General features: G+C 41.4%; 22 protein-coding genes. 1 reads left to right on the top strand and 21 read right to left on the bottom strand.

Annotated elements, in window-relative coordinates; translation table 11 throughout:
* Positions 1-151: 151 nt before the first annotated feature.
* Both AABM38_RS09220 and AABM38_RS09215 read right to left on the bottom strand, forming a co-directional pair.
* Positions 152-778 (bottom strand): response regulator, encoded by a 627-nt coding sequence (locus AABM38_RS09220; protein ID WP_423410098.1) that lies wholly within the window; start codon positions 776-778, stop codon positions 152-154.
* 146 nt (positions 779-924) lie between these two features.
* Positions 925-1,437, bottom strand: a complete 513-nt coding sequence (locus tag AABM38_RS09215) for a GNAT family N-acetyltransferase (protein ID WP_423410097.1) — start codon at positions 1,435-1,437, stop codon at positions 925-927.
* A gap of 176 nt (positions 1,438-1,613) precedes the next feature.
* Between AABM38_RS09215 and AABM38_RS09210 the strand changes: the two genes are divergently transcribed.
* Entirely contained in the window at positions 1,614-1,895 is a 282-nt protein-coding gene (locus AABM38_RS09210) for a hypothetical protein (RefSeq protein WP_423410096.1), read from the top strand.
* Between the two features lies 1 nt (position 1,896).
* Here AABM38_RS09210 and AABM38_RS09205 read toward each other — a convergent pair whose 3' ends face one another.
* The 19 genes from AABM38_RS09205 to AABM38_RS09115 form a co-directional block, all read right to left on the bottom strand.
* Positions 1,897-2,223 carry a hypothetical protein gene (locus AABM38_RS09205; RefSeq protein WP_423410095.1) on the bottom strand — a complete coding sequence of 109 codons (327 nt, stop codon included), beginning with the start codon at positions 2,221-2,223 and terminating at the stop codon, positions 1,897-1,899.
* Positions 2,224-2,252: 29 nt separating this feature from the next.
* Positions 2,253-2,396, bottom strand: coding sequence for a hypothetical protein (locus AABM38_RS09200; protein WP_423410094.1), 144 nt, complete (start codon positions 2,394-2,396; stop codon positions 2,253-2,255).
* A gap of 220 nt (positions 2,397-2,616) precedes the next feature.
* A complete protein-coding gene (locus tag AABM38_RS09195) occupies positions 2,617-3,057 on the bottom strand; it encodes an NUDIX hydrolase (protein ID WP_423410093.1) in 441 nt (146 codons plus the stop codon).
* Positions 3,058-3,139: 82 nt separating this feature from the next.
* Entirely contained in the window at positions 3,140-3,577 is a 438-nt protein-coding gene (locus tag AABM38_RS09190) for a hypothetical protein (RefSeq protein ID WP_423410092.1), read from the bottom strand.
* A 472-nt stretch (positions 3,578-4,049) separates the two neighbouring features.
* The gene (locus AABM38_RS09185) at positions 4,050-4,595 is read right to left on the bottom strand and encodes an outer spore coat protein CotE (RefSeq protein WP_423410091.1); all 546 of its coding nucleotides are present in this window, start codon (positions 4,593-4,595) and stop codon (positions 4,050-4,052) included.
* Positions 4,596-4,814: 219 nt separating this feature from the next.
* Complete coding sequence (locus AABM38_RS09180; RefSeq protein WP_423410090.1) at positions 4,815-5,255, bottom strand: RicAFT regulatory complex protein RicA family protein; 441 nt, start codon at positions 5,253-5,255, stop codon at positions 4,815-4,817.
* Between the two features lies 1 nt (position 5,256).
* Entirely contained in the window at positions 5,257-6,801 is a 1,545-nt protein-coding gene (gene miaB / locus AABM38_RS09175) for a tRNA (N6-isopentenyl adenosine(37)-C2)-methylthiotransferase MiaB (RefSeq protein ID WP_423410089.1), read from the bottom strand.
* A gap of 422 nt (positions 6,802-7,223) precedes the next feature.
* Positions 7,224-8,090, bottom strand: coding sequence for a 2-oxoacid:ferredoxin oxidoreductase subunit beta (locus AABM38_RS09170; RefSeq protein ID WP_423410088.1), 867 nt, complete (start codon positions 8,088-8,090; stop codon positions 7,224-7,226).
* A 1-nt stretch (position 8,091) separates the two neighbouring features.
* On the bottom strand, positions 8,092-9,825 hold the full coding sequence (locus AABM38_RS09165; RefSeq protein WP_423410087.1) for a 2-oxoacid:acceptor oxidoreductase subunit alpha: 1,734 nt from the start codon (positions 9,823-9,825) through the stop codon (positions 8,092-8,094).
* 286 nt (positions 9,826-10,111) lie between these two features.
* Positions 10,112-11,053: a dipeptidase gene (locus tag AABM38_RS09160; protein WP_423410086.1), complete on the bottom strand. Its 942-nt coding sequence runs from the start codon at positions 11,051-11,053 to the stop codon at positions 10,112-10,114.
* A gap of 139 nt (positions 11,054-11,192) precedes the next feature.
* Complete coding sequence (spoVS, locus tag AABM38_RS09155; protein WP_010193268.1) at positions 11,193-11,453, bottom strand: stage V sporulation protein SpoVS; 261 nt, start codon at positions 11,451-11,453, stop codon at positions 11,193-11,195.
* A gap of 151 nt (positions 11,454-11,604) precedes the next feature.
* The gene (locus tag AABM38_RS09150; protein WP_423410085.1) at positions 11,605-12,402 is read right to left on the bottom strand and encodes a TIGR00282 family metallophosphoesterase; all 798 of its coding nucleotides are present in this window, start codon (positions 12,400-12,402) and stop codon (positions 11,605-11,607) included.
* Between the two features lie 139 nt (positions 12,403-12,541).
* Complete coding sequence (gene rny / locus AABM38_RS09145) at positions 12,542-14,104, bottom strand: ribonuclease Y (RefSeq protein ID WP_423410699.1); 1,563 nt, start codon at positions 14,102-14,104, stop codon at positions 12,542-12,544.
* Positions 14,105-14,643: 539 nt separating this feature from the next.
* The gene (gene recA, locus AABM38_RS09140; protein WP_423410084.1) at positions 14,644-15,684 is read right to left on the bottom strand and encodes a recombinase RecA; all 1,041 of its coding nucleotides are present in this window, start codon (positions 15,682-15,684) and stop codon (positions 14,644-14,646) included.
* A gap of 444 nt (positions 15,685-16,128) precedes the next feature.
* On the bottom strand, positions 16,129-17,379 hold the full coding sequence (locus tag AABM38_RS09135; RefSeq protein WP_423410083.1) for a competence/damage-inducible protein A: 1,251 nt from the start codon (positions 17,377-17,379) through the stop codon (positions 16,129-16,131).
* 25 nt (positions 17,380-17,404) lie between these two features.
* Positions 17,405-17,983: a CDP-diacylglycerol--glycerol-3-phosphate 3-phosphatidyltransferase gene (pgsA, locus tag AABM38_RS09130; protein ID WP_423410082.1), complete on the bottom strand. Its 579-nt coding sequence runs from the start codon at positions 17,981-17,983 to the stop codon at positions 17,405-17,407.
* A 157-nt stretch (positions 17,984-18,140) separates the two neighbouring features.
* Positions 18,141-19,025, bottom strand: coding sequence for a RodZ domain-containing protein (locus tag AABM38_RS09125; protein WP_423410081.1), 885 nt, complete (start codon positions 19,023-19,025; stop codon positions 18,141-18,143).
* Between the two features lie 20 nt (positions 19,026-19,045).
* Entirely contained in the window at positions 19,046-19,837 is a 792-nt protein-coding gene (locus tag AABM38_RS09120) for a DUF3388 domain-containing protein (protein WP_423410698.1), read from the bottom strand.
* A gap of 284 nt (positions 19,838-20,121) precedes the next feature.
* Positions 20,122-20,379 (bottom strand): DUF3243 domain-containing protein, encoded by a 258-nt coding sequence (locus AABM38_RS09115; RefSeq protein ID WP_335374917.1) that lies wholly within the window; start codon positions 20,377-20,379, stop codon positions 20,122-20,124.
* Positions 20,380-20,404 lie beyond the last annotated feature (25 nt).

The following is a 20,404-nucleotide window of genomic DNA, read 5'->3' as shown; positions in this document are numbered from 1 at the left end:
ATCTATTATAACTCGACAAAAGTTAATTTTCGATAGAATACCCTTAAAAAGTATTACCAATCCCCAATCACCGCACCAAAGCGTCACCGTGCCGGGGGTCTGACCCCCGGTGCTTTAACGCATAAAAGCAGGACTTTTTCAGTCCTGCTTGTTAGTTTTGGAAGACATTATATTTACGTGCGAGTTGGACCCACTCGTAACGTTTATGTGTTTTCAGCTTTTCACCGATTTTCTGGCGATGGTTTTCGACTGTTTTGACGGAAATACTGAGTCTTTCAGCAATATCTTTTTGTGAAAAGCCCATGACCGTCAAGATGAAGACCTCCTGTTCCCGCTTGGTGATCGGCAAATCGAGTTGCCGAAAATGCTCAACTCTACTATCGTCGTTTAATTCATGCGAATTGAATACCTTATGATTAGCTAAAATCCGATCGAGTGATTGAACAAGTTCGTCCCGGTTATGCAGCTTAATTAAATATCCATCCGCTCCTGCCTCATATACTTTTTTCTGGAATCCAATATCATCATGCAATGAATATATAACAATTTTGGCCTCCCGCAGTATTTTTCTCAATCTATCTAATGTACTCAGACCATCGAATCGTGTTAGCATCGAAACTTCAAGCAACACTAGGTCAGCTGGAAACTGTTCAGCAGCCTTTAGCGCCTCATAACCATCACATGCACAAATTCTTTCATCGATGCAAAACGACTGCTCTAATAGCACGCTTAGTCCGTCTCGCACAATTTCATGGTCGTCGATGATCAATACATTCATTTTCTTCCTCTCCCACGTTTCGCTTACAATTTCTTCTGCTCTCTTTACCCTTCCATTTTAACTCGATACTTCTCCTAATATCGCAGCGTTTATTAACATTGAGTGAATGTTTTCATAAAAAAAGACCTGATAAAGGTCCAATAAAATTAGGTTATTTGATTAGTAAAGGGCTTTTGATATTTACTATGCTGATCTTTTTCTCCAATATATTCAAAGCCGTTATCCTTATAAAACTGATTTAATTTACGATTATGGGCAACACAATCAAGCTTAATGTATTTTTTTTCAGTTTTAACATTCTTATGAATCCAATCTATTATTTCCTTTCCCAGCCCCTTGCCCATATTTTCTGGACTGATGGCAAGTCTATGCAAGTAGAGTGACTCAGAATTGAAGTCGAAACCAAAAACATGGTGGTCCCACTCACTTTGGCGGCTGGAAACTGTAAAAGTTCCGATCACGTTATCCTCTTTCAATAGAATAAACGTTTCCTTATGTAAAATGGCTTCTTTAATTTCCTCATCATCCCCTCCGCTTAAAAGATATTGCCATTGATTAATCTTGTTATTTTCCATCCATTGAGCAATCTTTTTAAGAAAAGCAATTACGTCATTTGTATCCTCTTTTGCTGCTAATCTTATTTGAAAGTCCCCTTCCATATAATCGGCCCCCTTTGCTCGTTTTAAATTACTATTTCTATAAGAAACAAGTTATCCCTGCAAAAACAAAAAGCGCAAGCGCCTTGGTCAGCCCCGACAAGCGCTGGCCGACGAAACCCGCCACGTCCTGTGGCACCGTCGGCACTAAGACATCGTGTCTGTCGAAGGGCCGACCAGTGAAGTCGTTATTTGACTTCATTGGGCGGACCGAAATCGAAATGTATAGCCGACTGCCCAGAAACGCAGAAACTGGAGACTCCGACAAAGAAGCGTTTTTTGCTTCTGCCGGCGGAGTTGAAGTTTCGGAGTTTCTAGGAGGCGACACTGGACAAGCGACTCGAGGGGCTAGGCGCGGGGGCTGGATTAAGCAAATCCGGCTTGAGTTATCCACACCTGAAAAATTTTATAATTTCCTAATCAAAAAAAACAGGCTTAGAATCAGCCTGTTTACAAAATAAATTATTTTAAAGAATTCAATACTTGCTCTATATTCTCGTTCGTCATTTCTACTGCCTGCTGCATCGTCCTAACTTCGTTTGATGCCCAATAATCGTATAATCTTGCTAAATCATTCCGATTGTATACTTGATTAGCGAATGCGCTATAGAAGTATACCAATAAAACATTGACGACATTGGCCGGCAGCTTTTTACGTGTCGATATGGATCTTAGAGCTATATTTTCAAGCCCGCGAATATTGTTATTTGTTAGTTTCTCCACCACTTCTATTGGCAAGGCAGTTTCGCAGAATTGAAGGAAGTCTTGGTCATTTAAAAGTTTATTCATAGAAAAATCTCCTGCTTAATTTACTTTTTTCAGATCGTTTTGATCGCATTCTCCAATAGTTCGATGTCTTTAGAGATTTCGTTCCTGATCCTGACATCATTACACCTTTGATATTCAATATGCAGCCGTCTAAGTTCCTCACTAAAAATTAGATATTCAAAGTTGTTATTCATAATCGCCCTCATTATCATTGACTATTCTAGAAAATATCTTCCCATATTTTCCTTGAGTCAAACAAATTTTATTTCGAGGGGGATGTTAAGCTTACCTTAACATTAAGCAGTGACCCATTGGAAGAGGTAATTTGGTTTATTTAATTTTCCCAATGAAAAGGGCTCATCATCCATGTTGAAACTGTCGGACCGCTTCTTAAAGATAATCAATTTGTATGTTTTATACATCCTTTTTCAAAACCTTGCCTACTGCCCAACTTTGGTGTTCGTGAAACAAAAAATTCATAGCCTTAGCTGGTTCCAACCACCTCAGGGAGTGTCCTCCTTCTGTCGGCTCCCCTGACTTTCCTAATATATTACAGAAGTAAAAATACCCCTCACTTAAATAGTAACTCCTATCATTTGCTGAATAAAAGTAACGTAGGGCGCTGCCAATAAACGATCCTATTTCGAGTGTCATACCCATTTCTTCAATACCTTCTCGTAAGAGACATTGTTCATGTGATTCTTCGTTTTCCAGGCCTCCGCCAGGCAAAAAATAATTGCCATCATCCGTTTGAATTACGGCGATTTTATCCTTATGTTCATGGAAAATCAAACCATAGACACCAGGCCTGAAAATATAATCCACGTCATCCTCTTTGAAACCGAAAATGTTCATTCTGTTACTTCTTCCTCTCTCTCGAATAGAGTTTCTCTTGAGTATACGAAGCTTGATTTAGATTCTGTATCTATACTTCTTTTTAGTACTGAAGGAAATTTGTATCGCTCGGAGTGACTGCTTTTATAAAATCCATATCAGCTTTCCCTGGGTCTAAAACGACAAATTCTGTAGCCCAATGGCCGGAATGGAAGATTACGTTACTGCCACTATAAAAATTAACCGTAAACCATTTGAATTTTTCAGCTACTTTATACTGCTGCGTCAAATAATCTTCTATTTTTCTATTTTTACTAAATTTAAATATTGTTAAGTTTGTTTCCACATTAATGACCGCACCGAATAAGGAATTTATTTCAGTCAAAATTTCTTTTTCCTCATTCCAGCAATGTATTTCAATCAAGTTAGTCTTCTTTAAATAATATTGAGTCAATGGCACCCAATAATTATAGTTTTCTGGCAATGGATAAGTCGGATTTTCATCAAAAGTAAACCATGGTACAGTAAATTGTACCTCCACATTTCATCTCCTCCACCCACATTTTTTGCTAATTATCTAATTCGTCTTTATTTAGTGCATTCCTTTACTTAAACGCTGGAATATTACCAACAAAGCAATAATTATTTTTTACTATAAGGCTAAGAGGCTGTGTTAAACCTTCATTGTACATTTTCATTCTATGTATTCGCTTTTTTGCGGCGCAAGTGTAATTATGTAGGACTTTGCAATTCTGCGTCTCATCTGTCTATGCACTTTGGAAATGTGTAAGCACTACGGAAGATCCCACTACCCTCTGCTCATTCAATAAATGCCAAAAGGAAACATTGACCTTTAACACACCACAAAACAAAAAAACATCTTATCAAGAAATCTGCTACTGCTACTCATCGAGGGGCCACCCCCTTAACTTGACGATTTCATCAGTCCAGAAAAGATAATTCCTATGTCAAGAATAAAAAAAACTAGGAAGTGCGAGCTTCCTAGTTCGATGTTATTCTTCTTCAGTCCCTAAAAGGAAATCCGGGTTCAAGTCTTCGAACTCGTCGTCATCGACACCATGGCCCCATTCATCATCGTCACAGTCGCAGCCTCCTGGATGAACAAGAACGCATACCTTTGTTTCTCCGATCACTTCAACCAAGAACTCCCTCTCTACATGCACGATGATCTTATTTCCATTTGGCGAGATGACTGCTTCGATGCAGTTAGGCTGCTGAAGCACCTCGACAAGTACATCGTGGTCATCCATGCAATCTGGGTCGCGGTATTTTAGCTTGATGACATCGCAGTATGTTTCTTTTTCTGTGACTACTTCTGTTTTTGTATTATCATCATATGAGTACCAGATATTGACGTCGTAAGACCCACTCACTTCAACCGTTTTCCCGACCTTTTTTGCTTTATACTTATGGTTTATGACCCAAGCGCCTAGAATGCTGCTCGGATGATGCGCTGGGTTGATCGTATGATTGGACTGTGTAAACTTGCGTCCTTTCGCTACGACGGCTTTCGTGATAATCTCTCTGTAATCTCCCATTGCGAGCGAAACCTCCTCAATCTTTTTCAATTCATCCTATGCGTGATATTAGACTAGTGTGCGATTAATTTTAGAACAGCTAGTAAAAACTTAGGCATAGTTCATTGTATGCCCATTCGCGGTGAATGTTCCCGATTGATGAAAAAGTGTAGGCAAGAACATAAAAAAACATGGCATCTATCTTGTATAGATGCCATGTTCCAATAAAATTTTAATTGTTTAATGACTGCAGCCGCTGCCACAGCTCTCACCATTTTTGATCGCTGCACCAGTTTCCCCGCGAAGAACGTCTCCGCCAGTTGAAGCAACCACCTCATCTGTAACGGTGTTTGAGATCGTTGTAGCAATTAATTGAAGCAGATCATTTACTTCCATTTGTGATTGCTTGAATTCTTGTACAACTGGAATTTCATCAAGCTGCTGCTCTAAGGAAGCAATTTTTTCTTCAGTCTTTTGTAGAGCTTCTGTTTTTCCGTAGTGCTGGAAGTTAACAGCCTGTTTTTGCAAACCTTTGATAGAAGAAATAATGGTTTTTACTTTTTCATTTTCGTGAATCTGAGCTTCTGCACGCTTGAAAAAGTCAACTTCCTCCGTCTCAGCAATCATTAATGCTATTTCTCTTGAACGCTTGATAATGTCATCTTTATTGTATTTAGCCAACTTACTTCACCTCAACTGGTTCAAATTCTTCGATCATTTCCCCGTTTAATGACCATGTTTTTGCATTTGTAATTTTCACTTTCACAATTTTGCCAATCGCTGTTTTTGGACCGACAAAATTCACAAGCTTCAGCTTGCTTGTATAGCCAGCAAGGACATCAGGGTTGTTCTTGCTTTCGCCTTCTACCAGTACTTCAACAATCTGATCCTGATATCTTTTCATGGACTGTGCAGATTGCTCATTAACAAGTGCATTCAACCGCTGCAAACGCTCTTTCTTTACTTCCATCGGGACATTGTCCTGCATCTTCGCAGCAGGTGTTCCTTCCCTTGGAGAATAAATGAACGTATATGCTGCTTCAAAGCCAACTTCACGAACAAGGGACATTGTTTCTTCAAATTGCTCGTCGGTTTCATTCGGATAGCCTACAATTATATCTGTAGTCATAGTAACATTAGGGATTGCTGCCTTAATTTTACGGACTAGCTCAAGATATTGTTCACGTGTATATTTACGTGCCATAATCTTCAATACATCAGTGGAACCTGATTGTACCGGCAGATGGATATGATCCATCAAATTACCGCCTTTAGCGAGCACTTCGATCAAATGATCATCAAAGTCGCGAGGATGGCTTGTTGTAAAACGGATTCTAGGAATATTAATTTTACGGATTTCATCCATTAGGTCACCAAGACTAAACGTCATATCAGTAAAGTCTTTGCCATACGCGTTTACGTTCTGCCCTAGCAGGGTAATTTCCTGATAGCCCTGTGCAGCAAGCTGGCGTACTTCCTGGATGATATCTTCTGGACGACGGCTGCGTTCCTTGCCGCGAGTATAAGGAACGATGCAGTATGTGCAGAACTTATCACATCCATACATGATGTTAACCCATGCCTTAATATTGCCCCGGCGAACTTTAGGAAGGTTTTCAATTACATCCCCTTCCTTAGACCAAACCTCAATTACCATTTCCTTCGACATATATGCTTCATGAAGGATGTTTGGCAAACGGTGGATATTATGTGTTCCAAAAATCATATCAACCTGGTTATATGTTTTTAAAATCTTATTAACGACTGATTCTTCCTGTGACATACATCCACAAACACCCAACAGGAGGTCGGGCTTTTCTTTTTTCAAATGTTTTAGATGTCCAAGCTCTCCAAAAACTTTATTTTCAGCATTTTCTCTGATCGCACAAGTATTTAAAAGAATGACATTTGCGTCCTCCACCGTGTCAGTCGGTTCATAACCAAGGTTTAAGAAGATACCTGCCATTACTTCTGTGTCATGCTCATTCATCTGACACCCGTACGTGCGGATGTAGAACTTACGCCCATGGCCCATTCCATGAAACTGCTCAGGAATGGCAAAGTCCTTATGATACGATACTTCTTCCTTGCCTCGTTTCTTCGCATCCTTCAAGGAAGGAGCTGTATAAACTGTTTCAAAGTACTTGCTGTAATCCTTATCGGATTTTTTGTCCGAAGAATCAGCATTTTGTACTTGTTGGCTTTCCAAGCGTTGTTTCTCGTTCATTGTAGATCCCCTTTCGTTAGAAAAGCGTGAGCGATTTGAGCCGCTACGAATTGCTTTAATCCGCTGCTATGAATAAGGGTATTATTAGCAGCTCATTCAGACTAAAAACGGTCCGGCACTGGAGGGTAACACCAGAACACTGCCGCATTTTTAAAAACAGGGCTAATGAATTTTGAAACCCTGAAAATATTAAATATACACATTATAATAGTATAAACTCTTCAATCAATGAAAACAATAGTAGGCACTGGAAATACAGCATTCCTTTAGAAAAATGCCTGTCTAATATCCAATATTACCTCAACAATTTATCTTTAGGTGTGATGCTTGTCACGAATAAACGATAATAAAAACCCCAATCAAATGATTGGGGTCTAAAATTGTCCATTCTAAGTACCTCTTAGAATTTAGAGACAATTTAATTACATGAATTCTGCAACTAGCTTATCAAAGTGAGCTTGATCAAGCTTAAGGTCTGCATTTACAAGCGGAGTTTCTGAGTAGCCGCTTACTAGCTCCTGGTATGATTTGCGCTCGGTGTTTTGATAGATTAAGCCAGTTACAAGTCCATTATGCTGCATCAAAGTTTGCATTGCAGCTTCGCGGTTTGATGGATCATATCCTTCGATATCGCTAAGCTTTGTCAGGTTTTCTTTGAACCAGTCATATGTGTTGACTTTATTGTAAGTTACACACGGGCTGAATACATTGATTAAAGAGAAACCTTCATGATTGATTCCTGCTTCGATAAGAGCGGTTAGATCCTTAAGATCAGTTGAGAAGCTTTGTGCCACGAATGTAGCGCCAGCTGTCAATGCTAATTCCATTGGAGAAATCGCTTGTTCGATTGAGCCCATTGGAGTTGATTTCGTCTTGAATCCAGCAGCAGAACGAGGGGATGTTTGTCCCTTTGTCAAACCGTAAATCTGGTTATCCATAACGATATAAGTAATATTGATGTTACGGCGGATCGCATGGACAGTATGTCCCATTCCGATCGCGAATCCATCACCGTCTCCACCTGAAGCGATAACTGTCAAATCACGGTTCGCCATTTTCACGCCCTGCGCGATAGGAAGGGCACGACCATGGATCCCGTGGAATCCGTAAGAGTTAATATATCCGGAGATACGGCCAGAACAGCCGATACCTGAAATAACGGCCAAACCTTCTGGCTCTAGTCCAACATTCGCTGCTGCACGCTGAATTGCCGCCTGTACAGAGAAGTCACCACAGCCTGGGCACCAGTTTGGTTTTACATTATTGCGAAATTCTTTAAAAGTCGCCATCCTAGAACAACTCCTTGCATTTTGTGTGGACTTCCTGCGGCAAGAATGGATTTCCGTCATACTTGAGGATCTTGGTGATCTTCTCGTGACTTCCCACATTCATCTTCATGATGTTTGCCAGCTGTCCTGTTGCATTATTTTCAATAACTGCAACCTTCTTTGCAGATTTAACGAGCTGCATCATTTCTTCAGCTGGGAATGGGTGGATCAGGCGCACGTGTGCGTGGTTTACTTTCAAACCGTCCTTCTCAAGTCTACCCATTGCTTCTTCAATCGCACCACGTGTAGAGTTGAAACCTACGATCAATAGATCAGCTTCCTCATGTGGAGCGTTTTTATGGATTGGAGTATCGAACTTCAGATTGCTGATCTTGCGGAAACGCTTATCCATCTGGGCAATACGGTTCGCTGCAGATTCTGAAGGTTTACCAGTTTCGTCATGCTCAACACCAGTAACATGGTGGATACCGTTCTTCATTCCTGGAACGACACGTGGTGATACACCATCTTCAGTCACTTCGTAACGCTTAAAGTAACCCTTGTCATCAATTTCAGGAAGTGCTTCTGTAGCTAATTTCCCGCGGCGGATTTCAACTTTGTCAAACTCAAGCGGTTCAACAGTCTGCTTTCCTAATGATAACTGAAGGTCAGTCAGCACAATAACCGGGCACTGATATTCTTCTGCAAGGTTAAAAGCTTCTGTTGTATCGTAGAAAGCTTCCTGAACAGTACTTGGAGCCATAACAATTTTAGGAATCTCACCGTGAGTTCCATAAATCATTGCCATAAGGTCGGATTGTTCCTGTTTAGTAGGAAGACCTGTTGATGGACCGCCACGCTGAGTGTCAACAATAACAAGCGGAGTTTCAGTTATACCTGAAAGACCGATTGCTTCCATCTTCAATGAAAGACCAGGACCTGCTGAAGCTGTAAGCGCACGCACGCCACCATAGTTTGCTCCAATTGTCATCGTAACGGCCGCAATTTCATCTTCTGTCTGGATAACTGTTCCGCCAAGAGCAGGAAGTTTCTTGATCAAATATTCCATGATTTCTGATGCAGGTGTGATTGGATAAGCAGCCATGAATCGGCAGCCTGCTGCCACAGCACCAAGTGCAATCGCATCGTTACCAATCATAAATAGGCGTTTTTGACCATCCGCTTTTTCAAGCTGCATAGTCTCTGAATCGCCTAATTGTTGTTTCGTATATTCGTAGCCCGCTTTGATGGCTTCCATATTTTTATCGACAACTTGTTGTCCTTTGCGTCCGAAGATTTCCTGGACGACTTCTTCAAAAACCTGGATATCCAAGTCTAAAATAGCACTAGTCGCACCGATGGCAACCATGTTTTTCATAAGAGATGTTCCCAGTTCAGTAGCCATTTCCGTAAATGGAACCGCATACATCGCAGCTTGAGTATCCTCTGGCTTCTTTGGGTCAAACTTAGCATCAGCAATAATTACGCCATTCTCATGCAATTCTTTGTAGTTAACATCGATTGTTTCTTGGTCGAAGGCTACAAGAATATCTAAATCGTCAGAAATAGATCGAACCTCTGTAGTGCTTACTCGAATTTTATTATTTGTATGCCCGCCCTTGATACGTGATGAAAAGTGACGGTAGCCATACAAGTAGTAGCCTAGACGGTTCAATGCAATAGAGAAAATTTCCCCGGTAGATTCAATTCCTTCTCCCTGCTGTCCGCCAACTTTCCATGAAAGTTGATTGATCATCTCTTACACCCCTTTAGATACGTAAAAAAATATGTAAAAACGCTTCGTTATTAAGTGTAGCACTTTTCCTAGTCATTCACTAGAATTAACGGTTTTCAAACAAAATCGCATCTGAAATCTAGCAAAAGGATGGTACTAAACGCTTACAATTCTAGACCTATGTGAAAAAAAAAGCAACCCTTTATAAGGAAATATTGACGAAAATATGAATATTTTTTTATTTATTAAAATATTATAAGTTCATCGCCTTCCGCTTTTAACTAAAAAACAGGCAAACCCCTTGATGCTATTGAGTTTTACCGTTTCCCCAAGGAAGTCGCTCCGCCATATTCGAAAATAAAAACTTCTTTACTTGTATATCAGAATAGTATTTTTGCAATTCATTCCATAAGTTTTCGTATTGGTTGTTTTTAGCTAGCTTTGTAACCGAAAATTCGGTACCGTCAAAGTCAGAGCCAAATCCCACATGGTTCTCTCCTCCTAATGAACATACATATTCCAGATGACGGAGAACATCATCTAATACAGCTTCCTTAGTTCCGGATAAAAATTCCGGCACAAATGTAAGTCCCATTACTGAGTCTCGTTCAATTAATGCCATGATCTGGTCATTCCGCAGGTTTCGCGGATGCTGACAAAGAGAATGACAATTGGAATGTGAAGCAAACATATACCTGCTCGTTTCAATTACATCCCAGAACCCTCGCTCTGATAGATGGGAGACATCGCAAGCCGTATTTGTGTCGTTTAACACCTTTATTACCTGTTTGCCGAATCTTGAAAGTCCTGCTCCTCGTTCTTCCAACGCACCATCTGCAACATAGTTCCCATAATTCCATGTTAACCCCACTGCTCTGACTCCCAGCCTCAGCAATGTTCGCAACTTCAACAGATCCTGTCCGATTGCGTCACAGCCCTCCAGCGTCAGCATCGCCCCTATTTCATTTTCTCCCAACTCACGTATTTCCTCTTTGCTTTTTACGAGCTTCATCTGCGGATAGGTCGAGAGGACCTTCTCGTAAAATAAGTCCGCCATCTTAAGCGCTGCCTGAAATTTTAAATCAGGATGGACCGATTCCGGGACATAGATGGCAAAAAATTGAACTTTGGTCTTTGAAGTGATCAAATGCTCCAGATTTACCTGCAACTCCTTTGAACTGCCGAAATCGAGGTTTGGATTCATAAATAACTTATATAACACATCACAGTGAGCATCGAATATTTTCATAAGAACTCCTCCTATTTATATTGATAATACGGCAAAAAACGAAAGAAACCTGCTTGCAAAAGCAAACAGGCAGATTATCTGAACCATATAAGTCTTTTAAAAAACCAAATTCTATCTTTATGACGGACTTCCGCCAGAGTTACCTGGGTTCTACGATCAGTTTGATTGCCGTTCGTTCTTCGCCATCAATCAGGATATCAGTAAATGCCGGGATGCAAATTAGATCGACGCCGCTAGGTGCTACGAACCCTCTTGCGATTGCTACTGCCTTTACGGCCTGATTTAATGCACCCGCTCCAATCGCCTGGATTTCTGCGCCGCCTCTTTCGCGCAGTACTCCAGCAAGCGCACCAGCTACAGAATTAGGATTAGATTTTGCTGAAACTTTTAATATTTCCATTCCTGGCTCCTCCTTATATTGTCCCGATCCTGGATGCCATAAGAGGACATCCAGGTTTGTTTGTTCCACTGCTACTATATTCAGGAGGAAGCCTACATATGACCCGCAATAAAAAATCTGCGGAGAAAGTCGTAAAAACTAATTCTTTTCATTACGTATAGAATGGGTGGTCATCATTGACAAGGATCGTTTGTACCTTCACTGCCTTGCCTGTTTTCTTGTCAAGGTCAATCAAGACAGCAGATAGCTGAGAGCGACCGTCCTTCGCCACCTCAAACCTCGTGGGAAGGCTTGTCAAAAACCTTCTTAGGACAGCTTCTTTCTCGACGCCCAATATGCCGTCATATGGCCCCGTCATGCCCACATCGGATAAAAATGCTGTACCATTAGGCAGGATTCTCTGATCCGCTGTCTGTACATGAGTATGCGTTCCTACAACTGCTGATACTTTACCGTCAAGGTACCAGCCCATCGCTTGCTTCTCACTTGTTGCCTCAGCGTGGAAATCCACAAAAATCAGCGGCGTTCTTTTCCTTGCTTCTGCAATCAATTCATCTGCCTTTTTAAAAGGACAATCAATCGGGGTTAAAAAGGTTCTCCCCTGTAAATTGATGATCGCAAGTTCTTCCTGATTAATCTTTAAATATACAATGCCCTTTCCTGGTACTTCTTCAGGGAAATTGGCAGGTCTCACTAGATATTTCGCATTATCAATAAATTCAAAAATGTCACGGTTATCCCAGGCATGGTTTCCAAGCGTTACAGCCTGTGCTCCCTCTTCAAGAAATTGACGATAAATCTTTTCAGTTATCCCTTTTCCACTTGCCGCATTTTCACCATTGATGATGGTCACAGTCGGCCGATATTTTTCTTTCAATTTAGGCAAGTATTCGGTTACCATATCTCGTCCTGGAGAACCTACTACGTCTCCCACAAATAAAATCCGCATCAAAATTCCCTTTCCTGTCTCAAATTTAAGCTGTATAAATCAAATTGTATCATACTCACATATCATTAAGTAAATCTATAAGCGGGCGTATAAACAGAACATCAACATCAAATAAAAAAAGCGGTGCAAAAGCACCGCTTTATTTTGCGTATTCAACTGCCCGAGTCTCACGGATGACTGTAACCTTGATATGCCCCGGATAATCGAGCTCTTCCTCGATTTTCTTACGGATATCACGGGCCAGGCGGTGAGCCTGCAAGTCATCAATTTGATCAGGTCTAACCATAATCCTGATTTCTCTGCCTGCTTGAATTGCAAACGACTTTTCGACTCCTTCATATGATTCAGAAATCTCTTCCAATCTTTCAAGGCGTCTAATGTAGTTTTCAAGCGCTTCGCTGCGGGCACCAGGCCTTGCAGCTGACAATGCATCAGCAGCAGCAACGAGTACTGCAATGACCGAAGTTGGCTCAGTATCGCCATGGTGAGAAGCAATACTATTGATGACAACAGGATGCTCCTTATACTTAGTAGCAAGTTCCACTCCTATTTCTACGTGGCTTCCTTCTACTTCATGGTCGATCGCCTTTCCGATGTCATGCAGGAGTCCTGCACGGCGAGCTAATGTCTCATCTTCACCTAACTCAGCAGCAAGTAAGCCGGACAACTGCGCTACTTCCATTGAATGCTTTAGAACATTCTGTCCGTAGCTGGTTCGATACTTCAAACGGCCAAGAATTTTGATTAAGTCTGGATGCAGTCCGTGAACGCCCACTTCGAAGGTTGTTTGTTCCCCAACCTCACGGATGTGCTCATCCACTTCACGGCGTGCCTTCTCAACCATTTCCTCAATTCGAGCCGGATGAATACGTCCGTCCTGAACTAGCTTGTCTAGAGCTAAACGGGCTGTTTCACGCCTGATTGGATCGAAACCGGATAGGATTACTGCTTCCGGAGTGTCATCAATAATGAGGTCGATTCCCGTCAACGTTTCCAGGGTACGGATATTCCGTCCCTCACGGCCGATAATGCGTCCCTTCATTTCGTCATTCGGAAGGTTTACGACTGACACAGTTGTTTCAGCAACATGGTCAGCTGCGCATCGTTGGATGGCTAGTGAAAGAACTTCCTTAGCTTTTTTATCGGATTCCTCTTTCGCCCTGTTTTCGTTTTCCTTAATCATTAGTGCAATGTCGTGAGCAAGTTCTTGCTCAGTTCGCTCCAAAATGATGGATTTAGCCTCATCACGCGTTAAGCCCGAGATGCGTTCTAGTTCAGCCTGCTGATTTCGTACCATCTCGTCCACTTTGCTTTCCATCTCTTCAATATGCTGTTGTCTTTTGGAAAGAGCGTCATCTTTTTTCTCTAAAAGATTTTCACGTTTATTCAACGTCTCATCTTTACGGTCAAGATTCTCCTCTTTTTGCAATAAACGATTTTCTTGTTTTTGCAGTTCATTTCTTCGCTCACGAATTTCACGCTCTGCTTCAGTGCGCAGCTTGTGATTTTCATCCTTAGCCTCTAGCAGGGCTTCTTTTTTCATAGCCTCTGCTCCGCGCTTCGCATCTTCGATAATCTGCTCAGCAGCGTTTCTGGCACCTGCAATTTTTGCTTCCGCAACGGATTTACGATAAAAATAGCCAACAACTGCACCGACGAATAGGCCAAGCAAAATGGAGATGATCAAAATAATAGGATCCATCATTTTCACCTCCTCTTGCTATGAACTTGTGTTACGTTTTTTAAAGTGTCGGCATGTACATTGTTTCAAGCATCAACATACAGCTCTAATGCTTTTAAACGTTTTTAATACCATGAAAATGTAAAATATACATTTTTAATTGTAAAGCTGCTAAATTTTATTGTCAAGGGTTTGTCCCCCAAGGATTCTAAACCTTTTTATTCATTATTCTTTTTTTTCTAATTTTTATCCAGATACTTTGATTGAGCTGGCTGTTGATTTACACTCCAAGCACTCGCTTTCGGCAGCAGTGCCAGAAGGGTCCTCTGCTCTGGTCACTTGCTGGGACTTACTCAATCATCTTTCATGACACTGAATAGGCTCCTTGAATCAATACTGCTTGGAGGAAAAGAGATACTGTTGTCGACAAGTATCTCACCTCCCAATCCAATCAACAGAGTACTAAATTCAACAATGAGCTTTTACACATCCTGTTTAAAACAAACCAAACAAGGCCTCCTGGTTACAGGAGACCTTGTGTTAATATTCAAGCTAGAGTTTTAATCCAGTTCAAGTTCTTCCTGGTCTTCTTCACTTTCAGTTACAGTAAATTCTCCATCAAGGCCATAGTGATTCCGGATCTTCTTCTGGATTTCAAGGCGGATGGACGGGTTCTCTTTAAGGAAAATCTTCGCGTTTTCCCTTCCTTGTCCAAGGCGTTCTTCATTATAAGAATACCATGAACCGCTCTTTTGAACGATATCGAGTTCTGAGCCAATATCGATGATCTCGCCCTCTTTAGAGATTCCTTCGCCGTACATGATATCAACTTCAGCTGTACGGAACGGAGGAGCAACCTTGTTCTTAACAACTTTAATCTTTGTTTTGTTACCTACCATATCATTGCCCTGCTTCAATGTTTCGGCACGGCGGACTTCTAGACGTACACTTGAATAGAACTTCAATGCGCGTCCACCAGGTGTTGTTTCAGGGTTACCGAACATTACACCGACTTTTTCACGAATCTGGTTAATGAAAATGGCAAGAGTCTTAGATTTATTGATAGCACCAGAAAGCTTACGCAAAGCCTGAGACATCAAACGAGCTTGCAGACCTACGTGGGAATCACCCATTTCCCCTTCAATTTCAGCCTTTGGTACAAGTGCAGCAACAGAGTCAATAACGATAATATCAATTGCTCCGCTTCGAACAAGTGCTTCAGCAATTTCCAAAGCTTGTTCACCCGTATCTGGCTGTGAAAGAAGAAGTTCATCGATATTAACACCAAGCTTTTGAGCATATACAGGATCAAGAGCATGTTCTGCATCAATAAACGCAGCTTGTCCGCCGTTAGCCTGTACTTCTGCAATCGCATGAAGCGCAACTGTTGTTTTACCTGAACTTTCTGGTCCGTATATTTCGATAACACGTCCGCGAGGATATCCGCCTATTCCTAAAGCAACATCCAATGCGAGCGAGCCACTTGGAGAAGTTGAAATCTTAGTGTCAGTCTTCTCTCCCAATTTCATAACTGAGCCTTTACCAAATTGTTTCTCAATTTGCTTTAACGCCATATCTAATGCGGCTTGACGATCACTCACTCAATTTTCCTCCTTTTATATAAAAACGAACTGGCATTCTGCCTGCCCGCAAATCTCTTATTTAATTCCTACTATTACTATACCTTTTTCATAGCAGTTTGTCCATCAAAAAATCGAACATTTATTCGTTTTTTTTCATCAGTTTCAATTAGGCAAAACTGATTTTCTATATCTTTTTTTACTAATTTTCAAATTGCCAATCCACTGAAAACACCATTTCCAAAAAGAATCTGTCTATTTCACGCCCAGAACAAAAAGCGCAAGCGCCTTGGTCAGCCCCGACAAGCGCTGGAGGGCCGCCCAGTGAAGTCGTTCTTTGACTTCATTGGGAGGACCGAAGCGACTCGAGGGGCTAGGCGCTGGAGCTGGATTAAGCAAATCCGCCTTGAGTAATCCACACCTGAAAAAATTTATAATTTCCTAATTAATAAAAAAACACGGAGCTCATCGCTTCCGTGTTCCTGCCAATCTATTAAGCAATAAAAAACAGCCATACTTTACTGCACGCGTTCTGATTGCTTTCCTGGATCCGCCAAGCTGAAGTTTTTCTGCATATGCCGGCTGGCCTTTTATCGATATCCCAATATATACAGTTCCTGCAGGGCGGCCTTCTAATTCATCTGGACCTGCAACGCCCGTGAAACTGATTCCTATGTCTGCGTTTAAGATTAAAGCTGCGTTAACTGCAAGTTCCTTTGCACATTCGCTGCTTACGGCACCAAAAGTTCCGATGGTTTCTGGCGGGATGTTCACTAATCCAATTTTGGCCTCATTTGAGTAGCAAACGATTCCACCCTTGAAAATGCTGCTCACCCCAGGAATAGAAGTGAGTTCCTGCTGGAACATACCTCCAGTCAAACTTTCAGCTGCTGTTAAAGTCAAATCTTTTTCCTTTAGAAGCTTCGAAAGTTCAGCCATGAGTGAAGTTTCGTCATAACCATAAAAAAATTCGCCAACACGTGCCATAATATCAGCTTCAACTCTGTCAATGAGCGTTTGAGCTGTTTCAGAGGTATCATCTCTTGCAGTGAGCCTTAATGTCACTTCGCTGTCCCCGGCTAAAGGTGCAATCGTTGGATTGCTTTGGGCATCGATTAGATCCTCAATCTTTGCTTCAAGTGCCGCCTCTCCAATTCCAAAGAAACGGAGCACCCTGGACTCGATTTTTGCCTGCCTGCCAAACATGCCCGCAATCGCTTCCTGTCCATATTTTGTGAACATTGGTTCCATCTCGGATGGCGGACCAGGGAGAAGCATGTATTTGTGATTCTCAGTTGTTAGAAACATTCCAGGAGCCATACCATTATCATTCTTCAAAATAATCGATCCATCGATCACTAGTGCTTGCCTTCGGTTGTTTTCTGTCATTTCCCTGTTTGTCTTTTTAAAATAATGTTCAATTGATACCATTGCTTCCTGATCCATTACAAGCTGCTTCCCAAGCTGTGCAGCAATCGTATCTTTTGTAAGATCATCCTTAGTAGGCCCTAGTCCTCCGGTGAAAAGGATGAATTCGGCACGTTCTTGAGCTACTTTCACGGCTTGCTTCAGCCTCTCGGGATTATCACCCACAACAGTATGATAGAAAACATTTATTCCGAGGTCAGCTAGCTGCCTTGACAGAAATCTAGCATTTGTATTGACGATTTGCCCCAATAGCAATTCAGATCCTACCGCAATAATTTCAGCATTCATCTCCATAATCCCCCAATGGCTGCCATTATTTTGAGTTCTTGAAAATATCCTTATTTTTCGCGAAATAGTCCCACCCAGACCAAATTGTAAAGAACATTGCTACCCATAAAGCGATGTCCGCAAATGGAATAGAAAACGCTTCGAATATGATATTGTGCAACAGTAATGCAGAGATGGCGACAGTTTGGGCCCACATCTTTATTTTGCCAGGCATTTTAGCTGCTACAACCTCACCGCCCCCTGCGAGGAGAAGGCGAAGGCCGGTAACGGCAAACTCCCTGCTGATGATCACGATGACGATCCATGCAGCTGCATAGCCAAGTTCTACTAAGACAATAAGCGCAGAAGAGACAAGCAGCTTATCTGCCAGCGGGTCCAAAAATTTCCCCAGGTTCGTGACAAGGTTGTGTTTTCTGGCTAAATAACCGTCTACCCAGTCAGTCACTGAGGCAAAAATATAAATAAGTGCACCAATTAGATGGGTAACTGGCATTGTTGTACCAAGCAGAGAAATTCCCCCCCACGAAAAAGGTACAATCATCACGATTAGAAATAACGGAATAAGAAAAATCCGTGAAATCGTAATTTTATTAGGCAAGTTCATATTCTTTATCCTCCAAGATGAAAAATAGCAAATTACAGATATCTGCATTCCGCTTTTGTATGCAATATGTAGATAAAATTACTATCCATTATAATTTTAGCCCGTATAAACATAAGTCCATACGGGCGGTTCAAACTTACTTTAGGTTCAATAAGAATTATTTCACAAAGTTGATGATAATTTTCTGTGTCATGTCTTCTTGCGGGGAAACCGCATACTCCAGCTTTTGGTCATTCACATAAATTTCCGTATCTGGCGCATATCCGACATTAATAATTGCTTGCGTTTCATTTGATAAATCCACTGATTTGTTCTCATTCTTTCCTTTTACCAGCGTTTCCTGGAATACTGTCTTGCCTGTCCCATTTGAAACCCCAACCCACGTCTGTCCTAATGAAACGATCTTCACAACAAATTTATTTGTATTCTTTACTTCATAAGTTGTATTGCTGCCGCTATTAGTGACCATTGTTAGTTCCTGGGCAGGCGTTTCTTCAGGCGCTGTTTCCTCGTCTGCAGGCTCATCCTCGACGTCACCAGCTTGATCCGCTTCATCGTTTCCGCTGCCCTCATCAGAAATTTTTTCTGATTCTTCTAACGCAGGTTTCCCTTTTTCAGTTGTTGATGGCTCTTTCGCTTCATCACCAGCATTCTGGACAATCAGATACCAGATTAATGCGATGGCACCGATTATAAATATACCAATTAAAATTTTGGGAAGTACATCCAAGATTTTAGAGGTGTCTGGTGAAATGCTTCTCCGAGACTGGACCCGCGAAAGCTGCTCAGGTAGCTCTTCATTGTATGTATTGGGAATCTCGTTTTTATACTGCTCGAACAACGGGTCTGGGTCCAGTCCTACTGCTTCGGCATACTGTTTGATAAAGGCGCGGACATAAAATTTACCTGGCATCATAGAATAATTCCCGTCTTCGATGCCAATTAGGTAGCGCTTTTGTATTTTCGTGATGGACTGCAACTCGTCCAGGCTGAGGCCTCTTGCTTCACGTGCTTCTTTTAAAATATTTCCTAACTCAGTCACGATAACACCTTCCAATACTGTTAAAAATCAAATCCTCCAAAATCAGAATCAGTAAACATGTGGTTTTTCTGCACCATATCGTAAACAATTTCTTCGTTCGGATCATTGCGAAGCTCAATAATATAATCAAAATCATCCAATGTGTATTCCGTATTTTGTACGAAAATATCCGGATGTTCCACTACCTTTACCGCCGGAAGCCGCATGATTTCCCTGACCAGCTGCCAATGACGTTCATTAGCCCTTCTTGTAGAAACAATCCCGTCAATGATAAATAAGTTTTCAGCATTGTATTCATCTTCAATCAATTGATTGCGAATGGTTTGTTTCAGCAGGGTTGAAGAAACAAATAGCCATCTTTTATTCGCGCAAACGCTTGAAGCAACAACAGATTCCGTTTTGCCAACTCGCGGCATCCCACGAATCCCTATGAGCTTATGTCCGTCCTGCTTAAACAATTCTGCCATAAAATCGACGAGGAGTCCAAGCTCACTCCTTACAAACCGGAATGTTTTTTTATCATCCGCATCCCTCTGGATATATCGTCCGTGTCTGACTGCCATTCGGTCGCGAAGCTTTGGTTGTCGGATCTTGATTACTCTTATTGTATCCATTGTATTTAAAATTGAATCTAATCGCTCAATTTGGTCATCGTCTTTAGCAAGCATCAACAGCCCGCGTCTGCCTTCATCCACCCCATTGATCGTAACAATGTTAATTGATAGCATCCCAAGCAAAGAAGAAATATCGCCAAGCAGTCCCGGACGGTTGATTACAATCTCATATTCCAAGTACCATTCTTTTTTCTCCATCATTGTCCTCCTCTGCTATTTTTTGCGACACATTTTGACATGAATTATCTAGCTTCTATAATATATGATTTTGGTTGAAGATGAAAGGAAAAACAAGCCAGATTTTAAAAGCTGATGTTCCTTTTGTTTGGATTGTCAACATAACGTCCTGTATCCTGTTACAACCTAACTCGAGCATCTCCTTAGCAAGGCAGACTGGCGTTAGGAAATTGTTCATGCGCTTTTTCTGAGCCAATAAAAAAAGAGAGGAACTCAATCTCCCCTCTCTCAATACCAAGCATATATTACTTGGTTCCGTTATTTTGTACTAGCTTTACCATCATCGTTGCAATAGCATGCTGTTCATCAGGGCTTGCTACTGACCAAAGGTCTGATAGAACTCTTTCTTGCTCATTTTTTGGATCCACATTCTTAGCAAGATAGTCCCCTATTTGGTAGGCAAGGTCGCCCATGACTTCTTTGTTCATTCCTTGGTCATCAGCCTGATTAAGTCGGTCTCCCAAGAAATCCTTCCATTGATTCCAATTATCCAGTACGGACATATTGACAACCTCCTTGTCTAAAATA

This window comes from Heyndrickxia sp. MSNUG, from assembly GCF_049532715.1.
Classification (GTDB): domain Bacteria; phylum Bacillota; class Bacilli; order Bacillales; family Cytobacillaceae; genus Mesobacillus.
This window is presented reverse-complemented; position numbering and strand designations above follow the sequence as displayed.